This window comes from Burkholderia sola (assembly GCF_905400185.1).
In the GTDB taxonomy this organism is placed as follows: domain Bacteria; phylum Pseudomonadota; class Gammaproteobacteria; order Burkholderiales; family Burkholderiaceae; genus Burkholderia; species Burkholderia sola.
The window spans coordinates 465,215-488,008 of the sequence record NZ_FR989676.1 but is presented as its reverse complement, the minus strand read 5'-3'; the positions used below and the strand labels follow the sequence as shown (position 1 = coordinate 488,008).

Annotated in this window: 20 protein-coding genes; 11 read left to right on the top strand and 9 right to left on the bottom strand. The window is 66.5% G+C overall.

Annotated elements, in window-relative coordinates; genetic code table 11:
• Window positions 1–44: 44 nt before the first annotated feature.
• Window positions 45–1,277 carry an NADH:flavin oxidoreductase/NADH oxidase family protein gene (locus KR541_RS18680; protein WP_216089713.1) on the top strand — a complete coding sequence of 411 codons (1,233 nt, stop codon included), beginning with the start codon at window positions 45–47 and terminating at the stop codon, window positions 1,275–1,277.
• 82 nt (window positions 1,278–1,359) lie between these two features.
• On the opposite strand, the gene KR541_RS18675 is transcribed toward KR541_RS18680, so the two are convergent.
• The 4 genes from KR541_RS18675 to KR541_RS18660 all read right to left on the bottom strand — a co-directional run bounded on the left by KR541_RS18675 (window position 1,360) and on the right by KR541_RS18660 (window position 6,167).
• Complete coding sequence (locus KR541_RS18675) at window positions 1,360–3,483, bottom strand: TonB-dependent receptor (protein WP_216089712.1); 2,124 nt, start codon at window positions 3,481–3,483, stop codon at window positions 1,360–1,362.
• A gap of 40 nt (window positions 3,484–3,523) precedes the next feature.
• The gene (locus tag KR541_RS18670; RefSeq protein ID WP_216089711.1) at window positions 3,524–4,993 is read right to left on the bottom strand and encodes a PepSY-associated TM helix domain-containing protein; all 1,470 of its coding nucleotides are present in this window, start codon (window positions 4,991–4,993) and stop codon (window positions 3,524–3,526) included.
• A gap of 242 nt (window positions 4,994–5,235) precedes the next feature.
• Window positions 5,236–5,721, bottom strand: coding sequence for a DUF2946 family protein (locus KR541_RS18665; protein WP_204384036.1), 486 nt, complete (start codon window positions 5,719–5,721; stop codon window positions 5,236–5,238).
• Between the two features lie 122 nt (window positions 5,722–5,843).
• Entirely contained in the window at window positions 5,844–6,167 is a 324-nt protein-coding gene (locus KR541_RS18660) for a hypothetical protein (protein ID WP_050018102.1), read from the bottom strand.
• Between the two features lie 144 nt (window positions 6,168–6,311).
• Here KR541_RS18660 and KR541_RS18655 point away from each other — a divergent pair, with 144 nt between their 5' ends.
• The 3 genes from KR541_RS18655 (at window position 6,312) to KR541_RS18645 (ending at window position 8,625) form a co-directional block, all read left to right on the top strand.
• Window positions 6,312–6,461 (top strand): hypothetical protein, encoded by a 150-nt coding sequence (locus tag KR541_RS18655; RefSeq protein WP_204384038.1) that lies wholly within the window; start codon window positions 6,312–6,314, stop codon window positions 6,459–6,461.
• 296 nt (window positions 6,462–6,757) lie between these two features.
• Window positions 6,758–7,390, top strand: a complete 633-nt coding sequence (locus KR541_RS18650; protein WP_124554362.1) for a LysE family translocator — start codon at window positions 6,758–6,760, stop codon at window positions 7,388–7,390.
• 137 nt (window positions 7,391–7,527) lie between these two features.
• Window positions 7,528–8,625 carry an IS5-like element ISButh6 family transposase gene (locus tag KR541_RS18645; RefSeq protein WP_080334439.1) on the top strand — a complete coding sequence of 366 codons (1,098 nt, stop codon included), beginning with the start codon at window positions 7,528–7,530 and terminating at the stop codon, window positions 8,623–8,625.
• A 519-nt stretch (window positions 8,626–9,144) separates the two neighbouring features.
• On the opposite strand, the gene KR541_RS18640 is transcribed toward KR541_RS18645, so the two are convergent.
• Window positions 9,145–10,773 carry an NADP-dependent glyceraldehyde-3-phosphate dehydrogenase gene (locus KR541_RS18640; RefSeq protein WP_050017283.1) on the bottom strand — a complete coding sequence of 543 codons (1,629 nt, stop codon included), beginning with the start codon at window positions 10,771–10,773 and terminating at the stop codon, window positions 9,145–9,147.
• A gap of 814 nt (window positions 10,774–11,587) precedes the next feature.
• Here KR541_RS18640 and KR541_RS18635 point away from each other — a divergent pair.
• Window positions 11,588–13,717: a TonB-dependent receptor gene (locus KR541_RS18635; protein ID WP_089488999.1), complete on the top strand. Its 2,130-nt coding sequence runs from the start codon at window positions 11,588–11,590 to the stop codon at window positions 13,715–13,717.
• Window positions 13,718–13,804: 87 nt separating this feature from the next.
• Entirely contained in the window at window positions 13,805–14,266 is a 462-nt protein-coding gene (locus KR541_RS18630; RefSeq protein ID WP_050017290.1) for a hypothetical protein, read from the top strand.
• A 19-nt stretch (window positions 14,267–14,285) separates the two neighbouring features.
• Here KR541_RS18630 and KR541_RS18625 read toward each other — a convergent pair whose 3' ends face one another.
• The gene (locus KR541_RS18625) at window positions 14,286–15,242 is read right to left on the bottom strand and encodes a LysR family transcriptional regulator (protein WP_050017281.1); all 957 of its coding nucleotides are present in this window, start codon (window positions 15,240–15,242) and stop codon (window positions 14,286–14,288) included.
• Window positions 15,243–15,466: 224 nt separating this feature from the next.
• Here KR541_RS18625 and KR541_RS18620 point away from each other — a divergent pair, with 224 nt between their 5' ends.
• Complete coding sequence (locus KR541_RS18620; protein ID WP_124630882.1) at window positions 15,467–16,495, top strand: DUF1338 domain-containing protein; 1,029 nt, start codon at window positions 15,467–15,469, stop codon at window positions 16,493–16,495.
• 250 nt (window positions 16,496–16,745) lie between these two features.
• Here the strand turns inward: KR541_RS18620 and KR541_RS18615 are convergent, their stop codons facing one another.
• The 3 genes from KR541_RS18615 to KR541_RS18605 form a co-directional block, all read right to left on the bottom strand.
• Complete coding sequence (locus KR541_RS18615) at window positions 16,746–16,943, bottom strand: CsbD family protein (protein ID WP_050017279.1); 198 nt, start codon at window positions 16,941–16,943, stop codon at window positions 16,746–16,748.
• Window positions 16,944–16,999: 56 nt separating this feature from the next.
• Window positions 17,000–17,350: a BON domain-containing protein gene (locus KR541_RS18610; protein WP_050017278.1), complete on the bottom strand. Its 351-nt coding sequence runs from the start codon at window positions 17,348–17,350 to the stop codon at window positions 17,000–17,002.
• Window positions 17,351–17,424: 74 nt separating this feature from the next.
• Window positions 17,425–17,589 carry a hypothetical protein gene (locus KR541_RS18605; protein WP_162838130.1) on the bottom strand — a complete coding sequence of 55 codons (165 nt, stop codon included), beginning with the start codon at window positions 17,587–17,589 and terminating at the stop codon, window positions 17,425–17,427.
• A gap of 392 nt (window positions 17,590–17,981) precedes the next feature.
• Here KR541_RS18605 and KR541_RS18600 point away from each other — a divergent pair, with 392 nt between their 5' ends.
• The 4 genes from KR541_RS18600 to KR541_RS18585 all read left to right on the top strand — a co-directional run bounded on the left by KR541_RS18600 (window position 17,982) and on the right by KR541_RS18585 (window position 22,745).
• Entirely contained in the window at window positions 17,982–19,520 is a 1,539-nt protein-coding gene (locus KR541_RS18600; protein ID WP_050017277.1) for a helix-turn-helix transcriptional regulator, read from the top strand.
• Between the two features lie 141 nt (window positions 19,521–19,661).
• Window positions 19,662–19,853, top strand: coding sequence for a CsbD family protein (locus tag KR541_RS18595; protein WP_124630881.1), 192 nt, complete (start codon window positions 19,662–19,664; stop codon window positions 19,851–19,853).
• 414 nt (window positions 19,854–20,267) lie between these two features.
• The gene (locus KR541_RS18590) at window positions 20,268–21,419 is read left to right on the top strand and encodes a branched-chain amino acid ABC transporter substrate-binding protein (RefSeq protein WP_050017275.1); all 1,152 of its coding nucleotides are present in this window, start codon (window positions 20,268–20,270) and stop codon (window positions 21,417–21,419) included.
• 153 nt (window positions 21,420–21,572) lie between these two features.
• The gene (locus KR541_RS18585; protein ID WP_050017274.1) at window positions 21,573–22,745 is read left to right on the top strand and encodes an NAD(P)/FAD-dependent oxidoreductase; all 1,173 of its coding nucleotides are present in this window, start codon (window positions 21,573–21,575) and stop codon (window positions 22,743–22,745) included.
• Window positions 22,746–22,794: the final 49 nt, after the last annotated feature.

The following is a 22,794-nucleotide window of genomic DNA, read 5'->3' as shown; positions in this document are numbered from 1 at the left end:
CTTTAAGGTTATCGTGGGCCATCGTCAATCGAGGATCTGCCGCCATGAATCTGTTTGCGCCCCTCACACTGCCCAACGGGGCGGTGATTCCGAACCGTCTGGCCAAGGCCGCGATGGAAGAAAACATGGCCGATGCGGACCACGCACCGTCCGACGCGTTGCTGCGCCTGTACCAGGCGTGGGCCGACGGTCAGGTCGGGCTGATCCTGACCGGCAACGTGATGGTGGACGGCCGCGCGATGACGGGACCGAACGGCGTCGTGCTCGAAAGCGACGCGCATCTCGACCGATTCCGTCGCTGGGCGCAGATCGCGCGCTCGGGCGGCGCGCACGTATGGATGCAGATCAATCACCCGGGGCGGCAGATGCAGGCGGCGCTCGGCCAGACGACGCTCGCGCCGTCGGCCGTGCCGCTCGCGCTCGGCGCGCTGTCGAAGCAGTTTCCGGTGCCGAAGGAAATGACGGCAGCCGATATCGCCGACGTGCAGCAGCGCTTCGTGCGCGCCGCGCAGCTCGCGGAGCAAAGCGGTTTCACCGGCGTGCAGGTGCACGCGGCGCACGGCTATCTGCTGAGCCAGTTCCTGTCGCCGCTGACGAACCGCCGACAGGATCAATGGGGCGGGAGCATCGAGAATCGTGCGCGCCTGCTGCTCGATATCGTGAAGGCGGTGCGCGCGACGGTGTCGCCGGCATTCGTCGTCGCGGTGAAGCTGAACTCGGCCGATTTCCAGCGCGGCGGTTTCAGCGCGGACGACGCGAAGCGCGTGGTCGAACTGCTGAATCCGCTCGGCGTCGATCTCGTCGAACTGTCGGGCGGAAGCTATGAAGTGCCGGCGATGCAGGGCGAGGCGCGCGACGGGCGCACGCTCGCGCGCGAAGCGTATTTCCTCGAATTCGCGCGCGACATCACGGCCGTCGCGCGGATGCCGCTGATGGTCACGGGTGGCATCCGTCGTCGTGCGGTGGCCGAGCAGGTGGTGAACAGCGGCGTCGTGATGGTCGGCATCGCGACCGCGCTGTCGATCGACCCGAACCTGCCGCGCGACTGGCGCGCGGGCAAGGACAGCGCGCCGGTGCTGCAGCCGATCCGCTGGAAGAACAAGGCGCTGGGCGCGCTGGCGAACATGGCCGTCGTCAAGTTCCAGCTCACGCGATTGAGCGAAGGGCGCCGCACGCACCCGCAGGTGTCGCCGCTGCGTGCGCTGGTGCGGCAGCAACTGGCCGCGCAATGCCAGACGCGGCGCTACCGGAAGTGGATGGCGGGCCCGCGTGCGTGACGGGCGCGGGCGGGCTGGCAGCGGCGCGACCGGACACTGACCGGCCCGCCGCCGCGCACCCGTTGCGCGCCGGCGCGCCGCATCAGAACCGGTAGTTCGCCAGCACCTCGAACCGCCGGTCGTTGCCGAGCAGATACTGCGTTTCGTTGTAGTACGCGGACTGCACGTAGCGGCGATTGAACACGTTGTACGCGCGGGCGGTGATCGTCGTGTCCTTGCGCGGCGTCCATGCGAGGCCGAGATCGACGGTCGTGTACGACGGCATCACGAGCTGGTTCGCGGTATCGGCGAACCGCTTGCCGACGTATTTCACGCCTGCGATACCCGTCCAGTCTGGCGCAAAGCGCCAGCTCACCCACAGGTTCGCGAGCCGCTGCGGCACCGACACCGGCACGTTGCCCGCGCGCGACACGGCCGTGCCGCCGGACGACTGCTGGAAATCGTCGTATTTCGCGCGCAGGATCGACACGTTCGCATCGACGCGCCAGTCCTTCGCGATCTCCGCGCCGACCGTCGCCTCGAGCCCGCGCGACGACTGCTGGCCGACCTGGATCGACTGGTTCGGGTTCACCGGGTCGGCCGTCAGCAGGTTGCGCTTCACGATCCGGTACGCGGCGAGCGTCCATTCCGCCTTGCCGTCGAGGAACGACTGCTTCACGCCGATCTCGATCTGCCGGCCGGTCGCGAGCGTGAAGTTCGCCTTCGACGCATTCAGCGACAGCAGCGAGCTGACCGGATCGGCCGCGACCGAATACTGGCCGTACACGGCGAGGCCGGGCTGCACGTCGTACACGGTGCCGATGCGCCAGCCGGTGTTCGCGAACACCTTCGTGAACGCGCCGCCGTTCACGAGATCGTCGCGGTTCACGCTCGCGTGGTCGTAGCGCAGCCCGCCGATCACCGACCAGCGCGGCGTGATCTCGAGCCGGTTCTCCGCGAACAGCGCGTACTGGTTCGACTGGCTGCGGTACTTCGGAAACGTGCCGGCCGTATTGATGAAGCTGCCCGGATCGAAGTCGAACGGATCGACCGTCGACGTGCCCGCATACGGCGAGTTGTTGTCGTGCTGGAACGTCGTGTGGTTGAACTCGACGCCCGCCGAAAACGTGTTGCGCATGCCGAACAGCGCGCCGCCGACGGTGGCCGTCGTCATGTTGCCGTATTGCTCCTGGTCGTGAAAGATCTCGGTATAGCTGCTGCGCCGGACTTGCGCGCTCGATGGCAGGTACGTGTAGTACTCCGCATCCTTCCAGTGACGGTTGCTCTTCATCCGGTAGAGCGTGCTCGTCACGTTCAGGCTGTCGCTCGGCTGCCAGTTCGCCGAGACGGTCGCCCAACTGTCGCGGAACGCGATGTCGGCGTCGCCGACGTTGTAGTTCTTCTTGTCGAGCCCGCGATCGCGCGCACCGTTGACGAGCGGCACGCCGAAGTACTGCATCGGATGCATGAAGCCCTGCGCGTACGACGCCGTCACGAACAGGTCGGGCGTCACGTCGTAGCGCAGCGCGCCGGAGACCGACAGGTTGCGCGAATTGCCGTGATCGACCCAGTTCGACGATCGGTTGCCGCTGATGTCGAAGCGGTACGACAGCCTGTCGTTGATCGCGCCGCCGCTGCCGAACGCGGCCCGCGCGGTGCCTTCGGTGCCGCCGCCGACCTGCAGTTCGTTGCGGATCGGCGTGCGTGTCGGCTTCTTCGGGACGATGTTGACCACGCCGCCGATCGCGCCTTCGCCGTAGATCACCGAAGCGGGGCCGCGCAGCACGTCGATATGGTCGACCGACCACGTGTCGAACGGGAACGTGACGCCGATCGCGCCGTACGGGCGCACGCCGTCGTAGAGCTGCGTGACCGACGACGCGCCGACGAAGCCGCGCGCGGCGAGCTCCGAGTTGCCGTTGCCCGGATGCGGCGACGCGCTGATGCCGGCGGCGCGGCTCACGGCGTCGATGATCGAACGGTCGCCGCGCGTGTCGAGTGTCGCGCGGCTGATCTGCTCGACGCTCGCGGGCGTTTCGAGCGACGACAGCCCGAGATGGCTGCCGGTGTCGAGCGGTTGCATCAGCGCGGGCGCCTTCTGCGCGTCGACGCGAATCGGTGCGAGCGTGGCGCCGCTGCCGTCGACGCCGTTTTCCTGTGCGTGTGCGTGCCCGACCGGCGACAGCGCCGCGAGCACGGCAGCAGGCAGCATCAATCTGAACTTCATTGCTTCGGTTTCCTTCGAATGGGGGAAGCGCTTGCGTCGGTCACGCCGCGGCGCGTGCCGCGCGGCCGAACAGCAGCCGGTCGAGCAACCAGACCGCGACGATCGTCAGCCCCATCAACGGGAACACGATGCCGAGCAGCACGAGCCCGGCGATCCAGCCGCGCATCGGCGGCGCGCCGCGTTCGCGCGACGGTGCGCCCAGCGTCCGGGCCGGGCGGCGCTTCCACCACATCACGGTGCCCGTGACGGCCATCGCGGCCAGCCCGAGCGACAGCACCGCGCAGAGGATCTGGTTCGCGAGCCCGAAATAACGGCCCATGTGCAGCGACGTGCCGTACGACACCGCGCGCGATACCGCGCCGTAGTCGTCATAGCGGATGTCCTTCAGCACGGCGCCGCTGTACTGGTCGACGTAGATCGTGCGTTCCGCCTTCGGGTCGGCCGGAAAGTACGACGCGGTGAACACGCCGTCCGCGCCGGCCGGCAGCGCGAGCGTGTAGCCGCTCGTCACGCCGAGCCCGGCGACGATCGCGATCGCGCGGCCTAGCGGCAGCGGCGCGGGCGTCGGCGCGGACGGTGAATGCGGGACGGGCACGTTGCCGACCGCCCACGGCGTTTGCGGCAGCGGCAGGTCGTCCATCACCATCCCGGGCATCGATTCGTCCGATTCGTGGTGATGGCCGGACGGGATGGCGGCCGGCGCACGCGCAGTGTCGGCCACCGCGGCGGCGCCCGGGCGCGTCGAGCGCACCGACGCACCGCCCCACGCGCCTTCCGGCGAGCCGAGGTTCACGGTCGCGGCGAGCGCCTTGAAGTTCTTGCCCCACGAGCCCGACCACGGCAGCCCGGACAGGATGAACGCGATCGTGCCGGCCGCGAGCCAGATGCCGGCCGTCGCGTGAAGGCTCTTCCACAGCGGCCGGCCGCGCAGCGACAGGTCGGGCTGCAGCGCGCGCCCGACGCGTGCCGCGCCGCGCGGCCACCACAGCGCGATGCCCGTGCCGATCATCACGAAGGTCCAGCAGGCGGCGAGTTCCATCAGCAACTCGCCGGTCTTGCCGAGCAGCAGCTTGCGATGCAGCATCCGGTCGACCTGCATGAAGCGGTTCTCGACGCTCAGCGTGCCGAGCACGCGGCCGTCGTACGGGTTCACGTACACGCTCTCGCGGCTGCCGTCGCGCAGCCGGAAAACGTACTCGGCGCTGCGGTCCGGCGCGGCGGAGACTTGCACGGAAACCGGCGTCGCGCCGGCCGGCATCGCGGTGCGGGCGCGAGCGAGCAGCGTGTCGGCATCGAGCCGCGGCGTCGTGCGCGGTTCGACGACCAGCCGGTGCGGATACAGCAGCGGCTCGATCTGCGGCTGGAAGCAGTAGAGCGTGCCCGTGATCGCGAGGATCACGAGGAACGGCATCACGAACAGGCCGGCATAGAAATGCCAGCGCCAGAGCGTCCGGTAACCGGCGCTGGCGGAACGGGCGGGCGAGATGGCCCGATCGACGATGGTCGACATGGTATGAACTCCTCGGGTTCGTCGAGCGGCGGGGCCGGCGCGGGCCGGCGGCCGTCAACGTGCGTCGCACCCGCGTGCATGCGTCGGCGCGGCAGGCGGCACCGCGCGCTGCGCAAACGGGGCGCAGGGCGGCGTCGCCCGCGCGACGCGGGCATGCGGGTGAACGCGTGAATCAGGTCGGGCGAAACGAACGGCGTGAACGCGCATGCACGTCGACGTGCATGCGTCACAGGACGGAACGTTCAGCAGAACCGGGGAGGCGCGCGGGAGGGCGGGCGATCGTCGAATATCGATCGCACGAAAGGAGGGCTGTAGAAGTGAACGCGGAAGCGCCGCGGCGCCGCCGCGGGAAACAGCAGCACCAGCAGCACGAACGACGCGAGCGCGGTGAACAGCGCGGCGCCGAATGCGCACAGGCCGTCGCCGTCGCCGGAGGACGCGGGCTTGTCGGCGTGCGCGTCATGCTTGAGTGCATCGACGAGCGCGACCGCATCGTTGGCCGGCGTGATCGGCGCGCTCGCGTCGAAGCGGGCGGCCAGTGCGGCGCCGGCGACGATCAGCGGGCCGCGGCCCGAACACAGCACCACCGAGCCCGCCTCCGGACCGTCCGGATCGAGCATCACGGCGCCCGACATCAGCGCGCGGGACAGCAGCGTCACGAGGAGCAACCCCCACAGCCACTGTCGCGCGACGCCAGGCCGGAGCAGGAAGCGGCGAAGTGCGTTCATGGCGCGCGATTGTACCGCCGTTTGCGCGCAGGAGCAGGCGGGCCGTGCGTGTGCGGAGGCGAATCGCGCCTGGCCGGCGTGGCCGCAAGGGACGTGCGCGGCCTCCGGTCCGTTGCGCCGGCTTACACCGGATACGCGTCGTCGACCTTCAGGTTCGCGAGCCGGAACAGCGTGCGCAGTGTCTGCGGATGAATGTCGCGATGCGCGGCGAGCGACGTCAGCATGAAGTCGAGCACCTTCGCGTAGCGCAGCAGCACGAGGCAGCGCGCGAGATCGGGCGTGCGGCCGCGCATGTCTTCGGCGAGCGTGACCATTTGCGTCGACAGCGTGTGCGCCATCTCGAGTTCCATCTGCTGTTTTTCGGTCCAGTCGGGCAGCGGCTGTTCGAGCACCTTCGCGAGGAAGAGCTGGAACGACGAATCGGACGAGTTGGGCTGCGCATCCATGGAGAGCCTCGTTGCGTGTGCATGTCGTACGGGCGGATCCGGGGAGCGCCCGAGGGTGAATTCATGTCCGCGCGGTAACGGGCGCGGCTTCTGCCCGAACGGAATGCAGATTCCGTACCAGCGCCGCCGCACGATTGTTGAGTAATGTTGAGCCGCGATCCGGCATCGCGCGGCGAGTCCCGTCGGGACTGGATCGCGCAGGCGATCGAGGAGCGTGTCTATCGGCTGCAGGCAGACGGTATCGGACGCCGGAAGCGGCGCGACGATGCGAAATGCTTCACGGATGTAACGTAACGCGGGCATCGGGCGCGTCGCGCGTTTCTGCCGGCGAAAGGCCGCAACGGCGCGTGCTGGGCGGTTCGGCCACGCCCGTCGTGCGTTCGCCGACGGGAAACGACTGCATGGAGCGCCCGCCGCCGCATCGCGCGAACCGGCGGCGAATGCGCCAGTTGTTTCAAAACAGAGACGGTCCGGGCGTGGCGACTGGTTGCATGGCCACACAACTGGCCCAGCGAATTGCCGTGCAATTGTCCATGGGCAGACGGCGCAGGTTTGCCAACAATCTCCCGATCGTCTCCGCGAGCTTCGACATGAACGTCCACGCCTTCTTCTCCGCCAACCTGCTGCTTGCCTACACCGCGTATTTCATCGGCACGGCCAGTCCCGGGCCGAGCAATCTCGCGATCATGTCGGTCGCCGCGAACCAGGGCCGCAAGGCGGCGTTCGCGTTCGCGCTCGGCGTAATGTCGGGGTCGATGTTCTGGGCGACGGTGGCGGCGCTCGGCGTCTCGGCCGCGCTGCTCGCGTGGTCGAAGCTGCTGGTCGCGATCAAGGTGTTCGGCGGGCTGTACCTGCTGTGGCTCGCGTTCAAGTCGGCGCGCACGGCGTTGTCCGGCCCGCCGGCGGCAGCGGCGAACGCCGCGCGCGAGCAGCGGCTGTCGCGCTTCTACGTGCGCGGCGCGATGCTGCACCTGACCAATCCGAAGGCGATTCTCGTGTGGGTGTCGATCGTCGCGCTGTCGTCGAACGGCGCCGGCGGCGCGCACGGCGCCGTCGTGCCGGGCTGCCTCGCGATCGGCTGCCTGGTGTTCGGCGGCTATGCGCTGGTGTTCTCGATGGACGGTGCGCGCCGGTTGTACGTGCGCGGGCGGCGCGCGATGGAAGCGTGTCTGGCTGTCGTGTTCGGGGTGGCGGGCGTTCGGCTGCTGGTGACGAACGTCTAGGGTCAGCGCAAGCCCGTTATTAGCGTGAACAGGCCCTAGCAGGCTGTTGAAATTCGGAACGGTGTAAACGGGCGTTGCGAGCGGTGCGTTAGAGATATCGTGTTCATGACCTTGGGCAGATAAGAGCGATGCGCGGAATGGACGAGATGCAGGAACCGCTGTTCACGACGGTGAAGCTGGAAGATTTCGTGCCGGCCGATCACCCGTTGCGGCCGCTCCGGCTGCTGGTCAATCAGGCACTGAAGCGGCTCAACGGGTTGTTCGGCACGATCTACGCGGACAGCGGCCGCGCGTCGATTGCACCGGAGAAGCTGTTGCGTGCGTTGTTGCTGCAGGTGTTCTACTCGGTACGCAGCGAGCGCATGCTGATGGAGCAGATGCGCTACAACCTGCTGTTCCGCTGGTTCGTCGGCTTGGCCATCGAAGACGCCGTGTGGGACCACTCGGTGTTCTCGAAGAACCGGGATCGACTGCTGGAGCACGACGTGGTCGAAGCGTTCTTTACCGAAGTCATGAGCCTGGCCGACAAGCAAGGGCTGCTGTCCAGAGAACACTTCTCGGTCGATGGCACGCTGATCCAGGCTTGGGCCAGCCACAAGAGCTTCCGGCCCAAGGACGGTTCGGACGATCCGCCAGCCGGCGGTGGCCGCAATGTCGACACCGACTGGAAGGGCAAGCGGCGCAGCAACGACACGCATGAATCGAGCACCGATCCGGATGCGCGCCTGTTCCGCAAGGGGCGGCAAAGCGGAGCCATCCTTTGTTATCAGGGGCACATCCTGATGGAGAACCGCTCGGGCTTGGTGGTCGGCGCAGTGGTCAGCCACGCTGATGGTTTCGGCGAACGCGCGAGTGCGTTGCGCCTGCTCGATTGCGTGCCGGGTCGTCACGCCAAGACGCTCGGCGCCGACAAGGGTTACGACATGCGCGACTTTGTGCGGGATTGCCGAGCGCGCAAAGTGACGCCACACGTCGCGCGCAACGACACGCATCAAGGCGGCAGTGCGATCGACGGCCGCACCTCGCGGCACGCCGGTTATGGCATTAGCCAAGTGATTCGCAAACGCATCGAAGAGCACTTCGGCTGGGGCAAGACCGTCGGCAGGATTCGACAGACCGCGTATCGCGGCCTCAAACGGGTCGACCAGCACTTCAAGCTGACGATGCTGGCGAGCAATCTGACTCGAATGGCGCGAATGCTGACGGTGGTGCCGCCGCAAGGAGCGGTGCAATGAGCCGCCCAAGCGCGGCCGTCGTACGGCAACGCGCCGGCTGGATCGCTCGCGAACGGTCCAGCTTCGGCGATTCGTTGGCAACTCGGCAGCCAAGCGCATACGAAATCCTTTTAAACAGTGCCCCAGTCATCAAAGCGAGGCGCTTTTCAACAGCCTGCTAGGGTCTGTTTACATATCGAACGCGCATGCGAATGCCCGAAATCGCTCGTATGGCAAGGAGTGGGGAGCGCCGTTTGGCCGAGCCAAACAAGCGACGAGCGACGCCGCCATACGGGCGATTTCGGGAATTCCCGTGGAATGATTTTTTAATTTGGGGTTGCCACGAGAACGGCCGCTCGCCGCGTTGCGCTCCTTGCGAATACGTCAGTATTCGCGGCGTCGCGCGCCTCGCGAGCGGCCGTTCTCGTGGGAACGCATGCGCGTTCCATATGTAAACAGACCCTAGCCCGCGTGGAGCTTTGCCGGAAGCCTCCGCCGCACCGACGTGCGACGGAGGCGCCGGCATCGATCAATACCGCTTCAGAAAATGAAGCCCGTATTGATGAACTTCGAGTGGTGATCCGACACGATCGAATCGAGCAGCTGCTTGCTGCTGTCGGTCTGCTTCGCCGCGACCATCGAGCGGATCGAGAACGCGCGCAGCGCATCGCTCACCGACAGCGTGCCTTCCGCCGAATCCTTGCGGCCCGCGAACGGGAACACGTCGGGCCCCCGCTGGCACTGGCAATTGATGTTCACGCGGCACACCTGGTTCACGAGCGGATCGACGAGCGCGCCGATCTGCGCGGGATCCGAACCGAAGATGCTGACCTGCTGGCCGTGCTCCGACGTCGTCACGTAGTCGAGCGCGGTGTCCACGTCGTCGAACGGCGCGACCGGAATGATCGGCCCGAACTGCTCCTCGCGGTACAGCTTCATCCCTTCGGACACCGGATACACGACGGCCGGGTAGAACAGCGTCTTGCTGAACTCGCCGCCCTGATGGTTGACGACCTGCGCGCCCAACGCCCTCGCGTCGTCGATCGCGTCGGTCATGTACGCGGTGCGATGCATGCCGGGCAACGGCGTGATGCTGACGCCCTTTTCCCACGGCATGCCGATCTTCAGCTGTTCGAGCGCGGCGGTGAAGCGTTTCAGGAATTCGTCGACGATCGAGCGATGCACGAGCAGCATCTTCAGCGCGGTACAGCGCTGGCCGTTGAACGACAGCGCGCCGAGCAGGCACTCCTTCACGGTGAGGTCGAGATCGGCGTCGGGCAGCACGATCGCCGCGTTCTTCGCGTCGAGGCCGAGGATCGCGCGCAGCCGGTGCGACTTCGGATGCTGCTTCTTCAGGTGATCGGCGACCTTGCTCGAGCCGATCAGCGCGAGCACGTTGATCTTGCCCGACGCGAGCATGTGCGGCACGACCACCGCGCCCGGCGCGTAGATCGTATTGATCACGCCCTTCGGGAACGCGTCGCGGAACGCTTCGAGCAGCGGTTCGAACAGCAGCGTGCCGTACTGAGGCGGCTTGAACACCACGGTATTGCCCATCAGCAGCGCGGGAATCAGCGTCGCGAAGGTTTCGTTCAGCGGATAGTTGTACGGGCCCATGCACAGCACGACGCCGAGCGGCGTGCGGCGGATCTGACCGATCGTGCCTTCCGCGATCACGAAGCGCGAGTTCGCGTTGTCGAGCTCCTTCAGCGCGTCGATCGTCTGCGTCATGTACGTGACGGTGCGGTCGAACTCCTTCTGCGAATCGGCGAGGCTCTTGCCGATCTCCCACATGATCAGGTTCACGACGAGTTCGCGCTGCGCGACCATCCGCTTGATGAAGTCCTGCATGCACGCGATGCGCTGCTCGACCTTCATCGTCGGCCACTCGCCGCGGCCGGCGTCGTACGCGCGCACCGCGGCGTCGAGTGCCGCGTCGCTTTCCGTTTCGCCCATCACCGGGTAGCTGCCGATCTCGACCTGCTCGACGCTGCCATCCGCCTGCCGCACGCACACGGGCGACAGCACGGTCTTGGTCGCGCCGTCCCACGGTCGCAATTCGCCGTCGACGAGCGACACGCGCTGGTGAATCGGCGAAGCCAGCCGGAATTCGGCGGGGATGTCCTGTAATGCGGGAAACAGGTGCTGCAGGGAGGCGGAATCGGGCATGACGGTCTCGTTTGACGGGGTGTCCGGGAAGGACGGGCGATGCGAATCCTGAACGGAATGATCCTCGATCCTGAATCGGCATCATGACGCGCACGCGAGCGCGCGTCACGCACGAACATGGCCGATTCAACGAATGGAACCAGTTCCATTTAAAAGGAACGTCGCGACGAATGCAACACAGAGGGAATCGTGTCGCAATTACCGTAAGCATTTGGAAAGACTGTTGCCGAATCGCCGGTATAACAGCTTGAGTGCAACCGCAAACGTTTTACTTCGGCAGAATTGAGCGGATAATGGCCCGACGCGGTGAGGAAAAAAATGCAGTGAACCTGAGAGCAGACGTAGTGAAGAACAGAAGAAGATCCGCCGCGCCGCCGATACGAGGTCGGCTGGCCGGAGCGCCGGGCCGGGGTTGTCCGGTCCGGCGCACACCGGACTATTGAATCCGTCCCGCCTGCTCGTCCCGATCCTTCGTGATCCTTCCCATCTTCTCCGTCGCCCTCCCGAATCTCGCCTTTTACCGATCGTTGCCGCATGAGGCGACTGATCCAATGCTTTCTTTTTCATTACGATTCGGGCCGCCAAATGGCCTGAATAGAAAGGCATTCGTCAGAAATGCGGGGCGCGATAAGCGTTCACGTTGCGGGCAGGCGACACGATAAAAATTAATTAAAAACACGAATCATTCTCGTTTATTATTTCGCCGCATTACGGGCCGTGACGGGGCGTCACGGCTTTTTTCGTGCCGGTTGCGCCGGCCGGCAGCGAACGCGCCGGCCGTTCGCCATTTTCTTCACCCCCTTCCACGTTCACGATGAAACTCAACACGAGCGCGTGCCATGCGCTTCTGATCGCCACGTCGCTGGCCGGCGCCCGCACTTCGTTTGCGCAGGCGGCCGACGCCGCGGCGACCCTGCCCGCGATTTCCGTCAACGCGGCCGCCGAGCATGCGTCGTACGACGGCGGCCATTCGCGCGCGGCGACCAAGACCGACATGTCGCTGATGGACGTGCCGCAGACCGTGAACGTCGTGCCGCACGCGGTGATCGAGGATCAGAACGCGACGTCGCTGCAGGACGCGTTGCGCAACGTGCCGGGCGTCGGCTTCTCGGTCGGCGACGGCCAGCGCGACCAGATCACGATCCGCGGCTTCAACAGCATCACGGATCAGTACGTCGACGGCATTCGCGACGATGCGCTGTACTACCGCGACCTGTCGAACGTCGATCGCGTGGAGGTGCTGAAGGGGCCGGCGGCCGTGCTGTACGGGCGCGGCTCGGCGGGCGGCATCGTGAATCGCGTGCTGAAGCGGCCGCAGGCGAACCCGGTGAACGACGTGGGCGTGACGCTCGGCACGCGCGGCGAGCGGCGCGGCGAATTCGACCTCGGCTGGAACCCGAACGACGCGGCGCGCTTCCGCATGACCGGCGCGGCCGAGAATTCGAACAGCTTCCGCGACCAGTTCCAGCTCAACCGGCAGGCGATCGCGCCGTCCGCGCAGTTCAAGCTCGACCGCGACACGGTGCTGAACGTCGAATTCGACTACCTGCACGACCGTCGCACGTCCGACCAGGGAGTGCCTGCGTATCGCGGCCGGCCGGTCGACGTGCCGATCAACACGTACTACGGGTCGGCTGACGGGGTGAACAGTTCGTACAACGACGTCTCCGCGAAAAGCGCGACGGTGTCGCTCGATCACCGCTTCAACGATTCGCTGTCGTTCCACGGCGCGATCCGCGCGTACGACTTCTCGCTCGAGCGGAAGAACTACGTGAACTACGAGCCGATCAAGACTGCCGCGCACCCGGTCGTCACGCTCGACCAGTCGACGCGCCAGCGTACCGATCACGGCATCGACGGGCTGTTCGAACTCACGCAGAAGACGTCGCTGTTCGGCATGCGCCACGAGCTGCTGTACGGGCTGGAGCTGTCGCAGCAGCAGAAGTTCGACACGATCTACAGCGTGACGAAGGTCGCGACCTACGATCTCTTCAATCCGCAGCCGGTCGTCCTGCCCGGCGTGCCGACCGGCGCGCGTGCGAAGACGAACGCGTCCACCGTCGTCGGGCTCGCGGGCGTCTACGCGCAGGACCTGATCTCGCTGACCGAACACTGGAAGGTGCTCGCGGGCCTGCGCTTCGACTACCTGAACCAGATCCGCCACGACTACACGTCGTCGAACGTCAATCTCGACCGTACCGATCATGCGTGGAGCCCGCGCGTCGGGCTGATCTACGAACCGCTCGACTGGCTCACGCTGTACGGGTCGTTCAGCCAGTCGTTCTCGCCGCTGGCCGACACGCTGATCAGTTCCGGCGCGTTCTCGAACGGCGCCGCGCTCGCGCCACAGAAGACCACCGCGTATGAAGTCGGCTCGCGCTTCGACCTCGGCGGCAAGGCGACGGCCAGCGTCGCGCTGTTCGACATGCGCCAGACCAACCAGCAGATCGGCGATCCGGCGAATCCCGGCTACGCGCTGCCGATCGGCACGCAGCACGTGCGTGGGATGGAGCTCGGCTTCACCGGCGAGATCGCGCCGAAGTGGTCGGTGTATGCGGGTTACGCGTACCTGAACGGCACGGTGGACGGTTCCGCGCAATCGACGGCGGCCGGCCTCGCGGTGTCGAGCAACACGCCGGGGCTGATGCCGCGCCACAGCGCGAACCTGTGGCTCAAGCGCGAGTTGCCGTACGGCTTCTATGCGGCGGCCGGCATGCAGTTCCAGTCGGCGCGCTATACGTCGGCGAGCGATCTCGTCACGCTGCCGTCGTTCACGGTGTTCAACCTGGGCGCAGGCTATCGCAGCAAGAAGGTCGACGTGACGCTCACGCTCGACAACCTGTTCAATCGCCGCTACTTCATCTCCGCGCACGGCAACGCGGACCTGTACAACATGCCCGGCGATCCGCGCACGCTGACCGCCACGGTGAAGTGGCACATGTAACGCACGCGGTGCGCGACAATGCGGGTCTTCGTCACGATGATCCGCACTTCGCTGCCCATGATCCGCCCCGCGATTGATGTCTCGAGCATGACCGGCCGCGCCCGCGCGCTGTTTTTATCGTTGCTGGCGTGCGGCCCGCTCGCGGCCGGGGCGCAGACGATCCCGGCGGATGCCGAGCCGGCTTGCCATGCGATGCAGATCGACCGGACGATCACGCTGTCGGGGCGTTACGCGCTCGACTACGGCGACGAATCGATCGGGTCGGACGTGTGGTTCGAAGAGGACGACGCATCGGCACGACGCTTGCCCGCCCGCTCGCAACGCGCGGGCGTGATCGTTTTCACGAACCAGCACGAGGCGAGACGCGGGCTACGGCTACCGGCCGTGCAACCCCGCGGCGTATGCCGGTTCGACGGGCGTGCGACGCTCGTGATCCGCGATCTGGAGACGGCGTGTCCCGGGCTGGAAACGCCCGATCGTGCGCGGCTGGTGAAGGTCGTGGCGGCCGACGTGCCGTCGCGACACGCATGCGCAGCCGCCGCGCGATGACGCCGGTGCGACGCCGCCGTTACTCGACGTCCTCGTCGTCTTCCTCATCTTCCGCATCGGCGTCGTGCGCATCGCGCTCCGGCGCCGCATACGCGCTCGCCTGTTCGAGCAGCCAGCCGCGGAACGATTCCAGCGGCTTGCTGTGGCTGAACTCGGTCGGATACACGAGGTAGTACGCCGAATCGCCGACGGTTGCCGCATCGCACGGCACGACGAGGCCGAGCTGCTGCAACTGTTCCTCGACGAAGAACTTCGGCACGAGCGCGACGCCGAGCCCGGCCGCGGCCGCGCTGATCAGCATCGTATGCAGTTCGTAGCGCACGCCCTGCATCGTGCGGATGTCCTCGACGCCGTGCGTCTCGAACCACTGCGCCCACGCGCCGGGGCGCGTCGTCGAGTGCAGCAGCGGATACGCGAGCAGATCCTCGACACGCTCGACCGGCCCGTTCAGCAGCGCGGGCGCGCAGATCGGCACGACTTCCTCGCCGAACAGGTAGTCGGACGACGTGCCGGGCCAGGTCGGCTTGCCGTAGTGGATCGCGGCTTCGAAGTGCGTGTCCTCGAACGAGAACAGGTCGGTGCGGCTGCCCATGTTCACGCGCACGTCCGGCGTGCGGTCGTAGAAGCTCTTGATGCGCGGAATCAGCCAGTGCGACGCGAAGGTCGGCAGCACCGCGAGTTCCAGGTAACCGCCGCCGCTGCCATGAGCGATGATCGACAGCGTGTCGCGGTCGAGCGCTTCCAGCGCGCGCCGCACCTGCGTGCCGTACAGCTTGCCGGCGCGCGTCAGCACGACGCGCTGCTTCACGCGCGCGAACAGCCGCACGCCGAGGCTCGCCTCCAGCGTCGCGATCTGCCGCGACACCGCGCTTTCGGTCAGGAACAGCTCCTTGGCCGCGTGCGTGAAGCTCTCGTGGCGGGCGGCGGCTTCGAACGCCACCAGCGCGCCCATGTTGGGAATCTTGAATTTACGCATGATGTTCGATTCGTCTGACGAACGCACCTGCCCGGTGCGGGCCGGCGGGCGGAGCCGGGAGCGGCCAATAATTCCAAAAACTCATCACATATCAATTTAATCTCGCTTTACGCCCGGCTGCAACCCTTTGAATAATGCTCCCCACGCAAGGTCAGGCGCTCGTGGGGCGGCCGGCCGACGAGTTGCCGGCACGATTGCCGGCGGTCCCCGACACGAGAATCCCGATGCGCAATCCGAATATCGACAGCCTGCTGACGAAGCTGCTGGGACAGGCGAAGACCGACGCCCTGTTCTCCACCCTGAACATGCCGGCCATCCTCGAGGAATGGGAAGACGGCGTCGTGACGCGCGCGGAAATCGCGCAGGCGATGAACATGGCGCTGTTCGAAGGGCTGCTCGAGCGTTCGGCGAACGGCCGCGCGTACACGGCCGACGCGGTCGAAAGCGGCGGCTCGGTCTATTTCGACCACGGCGCGTTGCGCACGGTGCGCTGGCCGCACACGGGCGCGCTGCCGCCGGGCGAGGCCGCGTTCACGCGCATCCTGCGGCCGCTCGGCTTTCGCCTGAACGGCCGTTACCCGCTCGACAAGCTCGGCATGACCGGCCGGGCGTATGCGCATGAGGACGCGCCGGACGAAATCGCACAGTTCTTCGTCAGCGAACTGCATCCGGAGCGCTTCTCGAAGGAATTCCAGCAGGCCGTGACGAACGTCGTCGGCTCGTCGCGCGATCCGCTGTCGCCGGCGGCCGTCGCGCTGCTGTGGGAAGTCGAGCGCGAAGGCTGGCTGTCGCTGGAAGCCGCGCATGCGCTGCTGCCGGAGATCGTCAGTGCGTTCGCGCGTCAGCACGACGTACCGAACGAACTCGACTACGAGACGCTGCTGATGGAATCGGCGGAAATGGCGTGGATCGCGACCGAGGGCAATGCGTTCAATCACGCGACCGACCGCGTCGCCGACGTGTTCAAGCTGTCCGACGACGAGAAGGCGAAGGGCCGGCCGATGAAGCCGGAAGTCGAACGCTCGCGCTCGGGCCGCGTGTTCCAGACGGCCTATCGCGCGGATACGGTCGAGCGCGAGTTCCGTACCCGCGACGGCGGCACGGTCAAGCGCAACGTGCCGGGATCGTTCTACGAGTTCATCACGCGCAAGCGCACGTTCGACCAGGCGGCGCGTCGCTGGGTGACCGACCTGCGCTTCGACGCGGGCAACGCGCAAGGCATCTTCAAGATGACGGCAAACGCGGCGAAGTAAGCGCGACGCATCGCATACAGCATGCAAAAGCAGACGGGCCGGCGGCTGGTTTCAGCCGTCGGCCCGTTTTCGTCGACGGGGCGTCACGTGCATCAGAAGAGCATCAGAAGAGGTGCGTGACCAGATAAAACAGCACCAGCAGCCCGATCGGTACACCGAGCAGCCATGCGATCAGATATTTGCCCATGTCGTTGTCCTCCGCGTGGCCGCGACGCGGTGCGCGTCGCGGCTGGGTGAGACGACTGGCGCGTTACAGCTCGCGGTCGAATTCCTTCAACTGCCTCTCGGCTTCGTCGCGGGCGATCCCGTAACGCTCCTGGATCTTCCCGGCCAGATAATCGCGATTGCCTTCCGCGACCTGGAGATCGTCGTCGGTCAGCTTGCCCCACTTGGCCTTCAGCTTGCCGGTGAGCTGTTTCCACTGGCCCTTGATCTTGTCTTCGTTCATGGTGTGCTCCTTGTGTACGGGGAGAAAAGTGCGGCGGTCGGCCGCCGCGTGGTAGCTCAGCCCTTCGCCTTCAGGCCGGATGCGTCGACGTGCTTCACGCCCTTGACCGCGCGCGTCACGGCGACGGCCTTCTTCACGGCGGTCTTGGTCGGCAGCACGCCCGTGAGCGTGACGACGCCGTCGACCGTTTTCACGCTGACGTCGGTGCTTTCCACGCCCTTGGTGGTGGCGAGCTCACCCTTCACCTTGGTCGTGATCCACGTGTCGGTGACAGGCTGGTTCGATTCGGTCGCCATGCCGCTGTCGGTCGACGAGGCTTGGGCGTGCGCGTTCGTGAGCGGGGCAGCGGAAAGCAGGAAAGCCGCGCTGACGGCGAGCAGCGTCGAAAGGTGCGAGGTCTTGTTCATTGATGTTCTCCTTCGATTGGCGGGTTGAATCAGTTGCTGCGGGAGCACGGATCGTTCCCGTGCACTTCGGCGCGTTAGCGGGCGATCGGCGTGTCGTAGCCGGGCTCGCGCGGCGGCATGTCGGGGCGCGGCACGTCGGGCGGCAGCGGCACCGGCGGATCGGTGCCGGGCGCCGGTTCGGGCGGGTGATCCGGGGCCGGCTCGGGCCGCGTCGGATCGGGTGTCTGTTGCAATTTCATCCGGTGTCCTCCTCTGCGGTATGAAAGGGCGGCGCCTGAGCGCCGATGCAGTACCAGCGTACCGACGCGAACGCGAGCGGACATCGCGCAAATTCACCTGATCGGCTAGTGCGTTTGCACTGGGGACGGAACGGACGGGCGGGCACGCGACGTGCACCATGACCTGGGCAATGCTGCGTGACGGGCGCGCGGGCTGCGCTGCGCCATTGGGCGGGGCGCCGCACGAAACGCGGGCGGCGTGCGAATGTACTATTCGAGTTAGTGCATCCGCGCCTGTCGCGCCGTTGCGCCGCACGTGATCATCGCCGCACCCGCCGGCCGGCGCGTGACGCTGCAACGGGCGCCCGGCCGCACTGTTGACGCTCATGTTTGACGACAGGGACAACGAATCGATGAACGAACCAGTAGACGAACAGGTGCTCAAGTCGCATACCGACCGGCGCCAGCTGCACCAGATCATCGCGGGACTCACCGAGGGCGTGATCCTGATCGAGCCCGACCAGCGGATCGTCTGGGCGAACGAGGCCGCGCTCGCGATGCATGGCGTGACCGAGCTCAAGGCGCTCGGCGCGAACGTCACCGAATACCGCGAGCGGTTCCGGCTGCGCTACCGGAACAACCATCCGGTGCGCGACGGCCACTATCCGATGGATCGCGTGATCGCCGGCGAGGAGTTCAGCGACGTGACGGTCGAGGTCGAATCGGCCGCCGACGAGTCGGTGAGCTGGGTTCACCGCATCCGCAGCCTCGTGCTGACGAACGCGGCCGGCGCACCCGACTGCCTGGCGCTCGTGCTGCACGACGCGACCGAATGGGCGAGTGCCGAGGAGCGCTTCGAGCGCACTTTCAACGCGAATCCGGCGCCGGCCGTGATCTGCCGGCTCGACGACCTGCGCTACGTGAAGGTCAACCAGGGCTTCCTCGACATGACGGGCCACGCACGCGACGACGTGCTCGGCCGCTCGGTATACGAGGTCGACGTGCTCGAACAGGCCGAGCGGCGCGAGCTGGCGATCGAGCGGCTCGGCGAAGGCGCGACGATCCCGCAGATGGAAGCCGTGCTGAAACTGGCCGACGGCAGCACCAAGGCGGTGGTCGTCGCCGGGCAGCCGATCGACATGAACGGCGAGGCGTGCATGCTGTTCACGTTCATGGATCTCGAGCCGCGCAAGCAGGCCGAGCGCGCGCTGATGCAAAGCGAGGAACGCTTCGCGACCGCCTTCCGGATGGCGCCGGTCGCGATGGCGATCGTCACGGCTGACGGTTTCGAGCTGCTCGACGTGAACGACGCGTTTGCCGCGATGACGGGCCACGCGCAGCCCGACCTGCTCGGCAAATCCGCGGACGAGATCGGGCTGTGGGCCGAACGCGGCGTATGGCCGCGCATCGAAGGCCGGCTCGTGCGCGACGGCAACGTGCGCAACGCGGACGTGCAGATCCGCACGCGCGACGGCGACGTCCGCGATTGCGTCGTGTCGGCCGACCCCGTCGCGATTCACGGGCGCGACTGCCTGCTCGTCGCGCTGCTCGACATCAGCGATCGCAAGCGCACCGAGATGGAGCTCGTCTATGCGATCGAGACCGCGATGCAGGATGCGTCGTGGTTCAGCCGCACGCTGATCGAGAAACTCGCGAACGTGCGACGCGCGAATGCGCCGGATGCGGGCGCGCAGTTGTCCGACCTGACCGCGCGCGAGCGCGACGTGTTCGACCTGCTGTGCCATGGTCTCGCCGACAAGGAGATCGCCGGTCGTCTCGGGCTGGCGCCGAACACCGTGCGCAATCACGTCGCGACGATCTACGCGAAGCTCGACGTGCACAGCCGCGCCGAGGCGATCGTCTGGGCGCGCGAGCGCGGGATCGTCGGCGCGGCCGCGGCCGAAACGAACGGCGCGCGTGGCGACAAGGGAGGCGCGAAGGACAAGGACTGACGGCGTTCGGTGCGAATGCACCATGCGCACTGGTGCATCCGCATCTGCCGCGCGCGGCGCCCGCTTGCGATCCTGTCCGCTCGGCGGTGCCGCGCAGGCCGCTGCATTGCCGGCTTTCCTCAACCATCGCAGGAGAAGACCATGGACAGGAATCGCATCGAAGGCAAGCTCAAGCAGGTCAAGGGTTCGGTCAAGGAAGCACTGGGCAAGGTGACGGGCGACCGCGAGACCGAAGCGGATGGCGTCGCCGAACAGCAGGCCGGCAAACTTCAGGAGAAGGCCGGCGAGGCGGCCGATGCGGTGCGCCACCACACGGGCACCGACCGGCACTGACCGATGATGCGGCGCCGGCTGTCGGCGTCGCGAAGGCCGGACGGCGTCGCCACGATGATGCGTTGCCGGCATGACCGCGCCGGCCTTTACCCGGCGAAGCGACCGCCATTTCCCCTCGGAACACCTCCCTCCACGGCCCGCCGTCGTACGGGCCGCGGATCGGCCATGAATCCGGAACTTGATGACAAATCCTCACAACGTAGTTCCGATATTTCGTTTGCTGCACGGGTATTGGCTACCCACAATCCATTCACCTCTTTCGCGATGAAAGGTTCTTCGGAGACGGAATCGCGGTGATCGGCGCACCGGTCGCGCGCATTGCGCGTCGGCAGCGCAAGACATCATCGGCGCGCAGGAGGTTGCCGACGCGCGCCGATCGCGCGTTGCATCCCGACTCTCACAAGAAGGACTGCCATGACGTTCCGCATTCGTTCGCTTTCCGGCGTCGCACTGACCGCCGTGCTTCTCGCGTTTCAGACGGGCGCGGCCCATGCGCAGGAGACGATCGTCAAGGTCGGCGTGGCCGGCCCGCTGACGGGCGGCGGCGCCGCGTACGGCAAGGACATCGAGAACGGCGTGCGGATGGCGGTGGACGAAGCGAATGCCGCGCACACGACCGTCGGCGGCAAGCCGGTGAAGTTCGTGATCGCGTCGCAGGACGACCAGAGCGATCCGCGCACCGGCGTGCAGGCCGCGCAGCAGCTCGCCGACGCGCAGGTGGCCGTCGTGATCGGCCACTTCAATTCGGGCACGACGCTGCCCGCGTCGAAGATCTACGCGAAGGCCGGCATTCCGATGATCACGCCGTCGGCGACCAATCCCGACATCACGCGCGCCGGGCTCGATAGCGTGTACCGCGTGATCGCGACCGACACGCAGAACGCCGGGAATGCCGGGACGTATGCCGCGAGCGTGACGAAAGCGAAACGCATCGCGATCATCGACGATCGCACCGCGTTCGGCCAGGGCGAGGCCGACGAATTCGAGAAGGCCGTGAAGGCGAACGGCGGCACGATCGTCGCGCGCGAGTTCACGAACGACAAGGCCGTCGACTTCAGCGCGCAGCTCACGAAGATCAAGAGCGCCAACGCCGATCTCGTGTTCTTCGGCGGCCTCGACGCGCAGGCCGCGATGCTCGTGAAGCGCATGCGCCAGCTCGGCATCCGCGCGCAGTTCCTCGCGGGCGGCGGCGTGATGAATGCGAACTTCATCAAGCTCGCCGGCAATGCGGCCGAAGGCGCATCGGTGTGGGAGTACGGGCAGCCGCTGTCGCGTCTCGCGAAAGGCAAGCTGTTCGAGACGAAATTCAAGCAGAAGTACGGCGTCGACATGCTCGCGTATGCGCCGTTCGCGTACGACGCGACGTGGATCGCGATCAACGCGATGCAGAAGGCGAACTCGACGAAGCCGGCCGATTTCAATGGCGCGCTCAAGGGCACGCGCTACGACGGCATCACCGGCACGATCGCGTTCACGAGCACGGGCGACCTGAAGAACCCGAGCTCGACGCTGTACGAAGTGAAGAACGCCGCGTGGCAGCCCGTCACGACCAAATCGGCGGACTGAAGGCAACCCGCGCGGGCGGGCTTTCGCGGCGATGCAGGACGTGCTGAAATAGCCGCAGCGATCGTCCACGAAGCCTGCCCGCGCGACGCCGCGTGCGACGCGGCATGAATCACCCACAGGCCCTGAGCCTTTTACGTGCAACCGGAGTCAGTCGTGAGTTCTCAAGTCGTCATCGTCGGCGGTGGTGTGATCGGCAGCTCGATCGCTTATTTCCTGCGCGCCACCGATCCCACGGTCGCCGTGACCGTCATCGAACGCGACCCCACCTATGCCAAATCGTCGTCGGCATTGTCTGCCGCGTCGATTCGCCAGCAGTTCTCGACGCCGCTGTCGATCGAGATGTCGCTGTTCGGCATCGACTTCCTGCGCACGATCGGCGAACGGCTCGAAGTGGACGGCAATCGGCCGTCGATCGATCTGCACGAAGGCGGCTACCTGTTTCTCGCGACGCCGGCCGGCGACGCGACGCTGCGCGAGAACCATGCGCTGCAGACGCGCCTCGGCGCCGATATCCGGCTGATGGATCGCGATGCGCTGCGTGCGAAGTTTCCGTGGCTGAACGTCGACGATCTCGTGTCGGGCGCGTATGGCGTGAGCGGTGAAGGCTGGTTCGACGGCTACGGGCTCGTGCAGGCGCTGCGCAAGAAGGCGCAGGCGCTCGGCGCGCGCTACGTGCCGGCCGACGTGAAGGACGTGGTGCGCGACGGCCGCAGGATCACGCATGTCGTGACGGGCGACGGCGAGCGCTACGCGTGCGACACGCTCGTCAACGCGGCCGGTGCCTGGACGCGCACGCTGTCGTCGATGATGGGCATCGATATTCCGGTGTATGCGCGACGGCGCAGCATCTTCAACGTATCGTCGCCGGCGAAGCTCGCCGATTGCCCGCTGCTGATCGATCCGACCGGCGTGTATTTCCGGCCCGAAGGGCGTACGTATATCTGCGGGACGTCGCCGAGCCCCGATCGCGACCCGGACGACCTGCCGCTCGACGAGGTCGACCACGCGCTGTTCGACGACGTGATCTGGCCGACGCTCGCGCACCGCGTGCCGGAATTCGAGGCGCTGCGCGTCGAGAATTGCTGGTCCGGTTACTACGAGTACAACGTGTTCGATCACAACGCGATCATCGGCTACCACCCCGAGCTCGACAACGTCGTGTTCGCGAACGGCTACAGCGGCCACGGCTTGCAGCAAGGGCCGGCGACGGGGCGTGGCGTCAGTGAACTCATTCTGGGCGGGCGTTATGACACGCTCGACCTGTCGTCGCTCGGCTGGGCGCGTGTGCTGGAAAACCGGCCGATCGTCGAAAAGAACGTCGTGTAGTGTAGTGCGGCGTAACCGCCCGGTATGGGGTGGGCGGGATTCTCCTTGT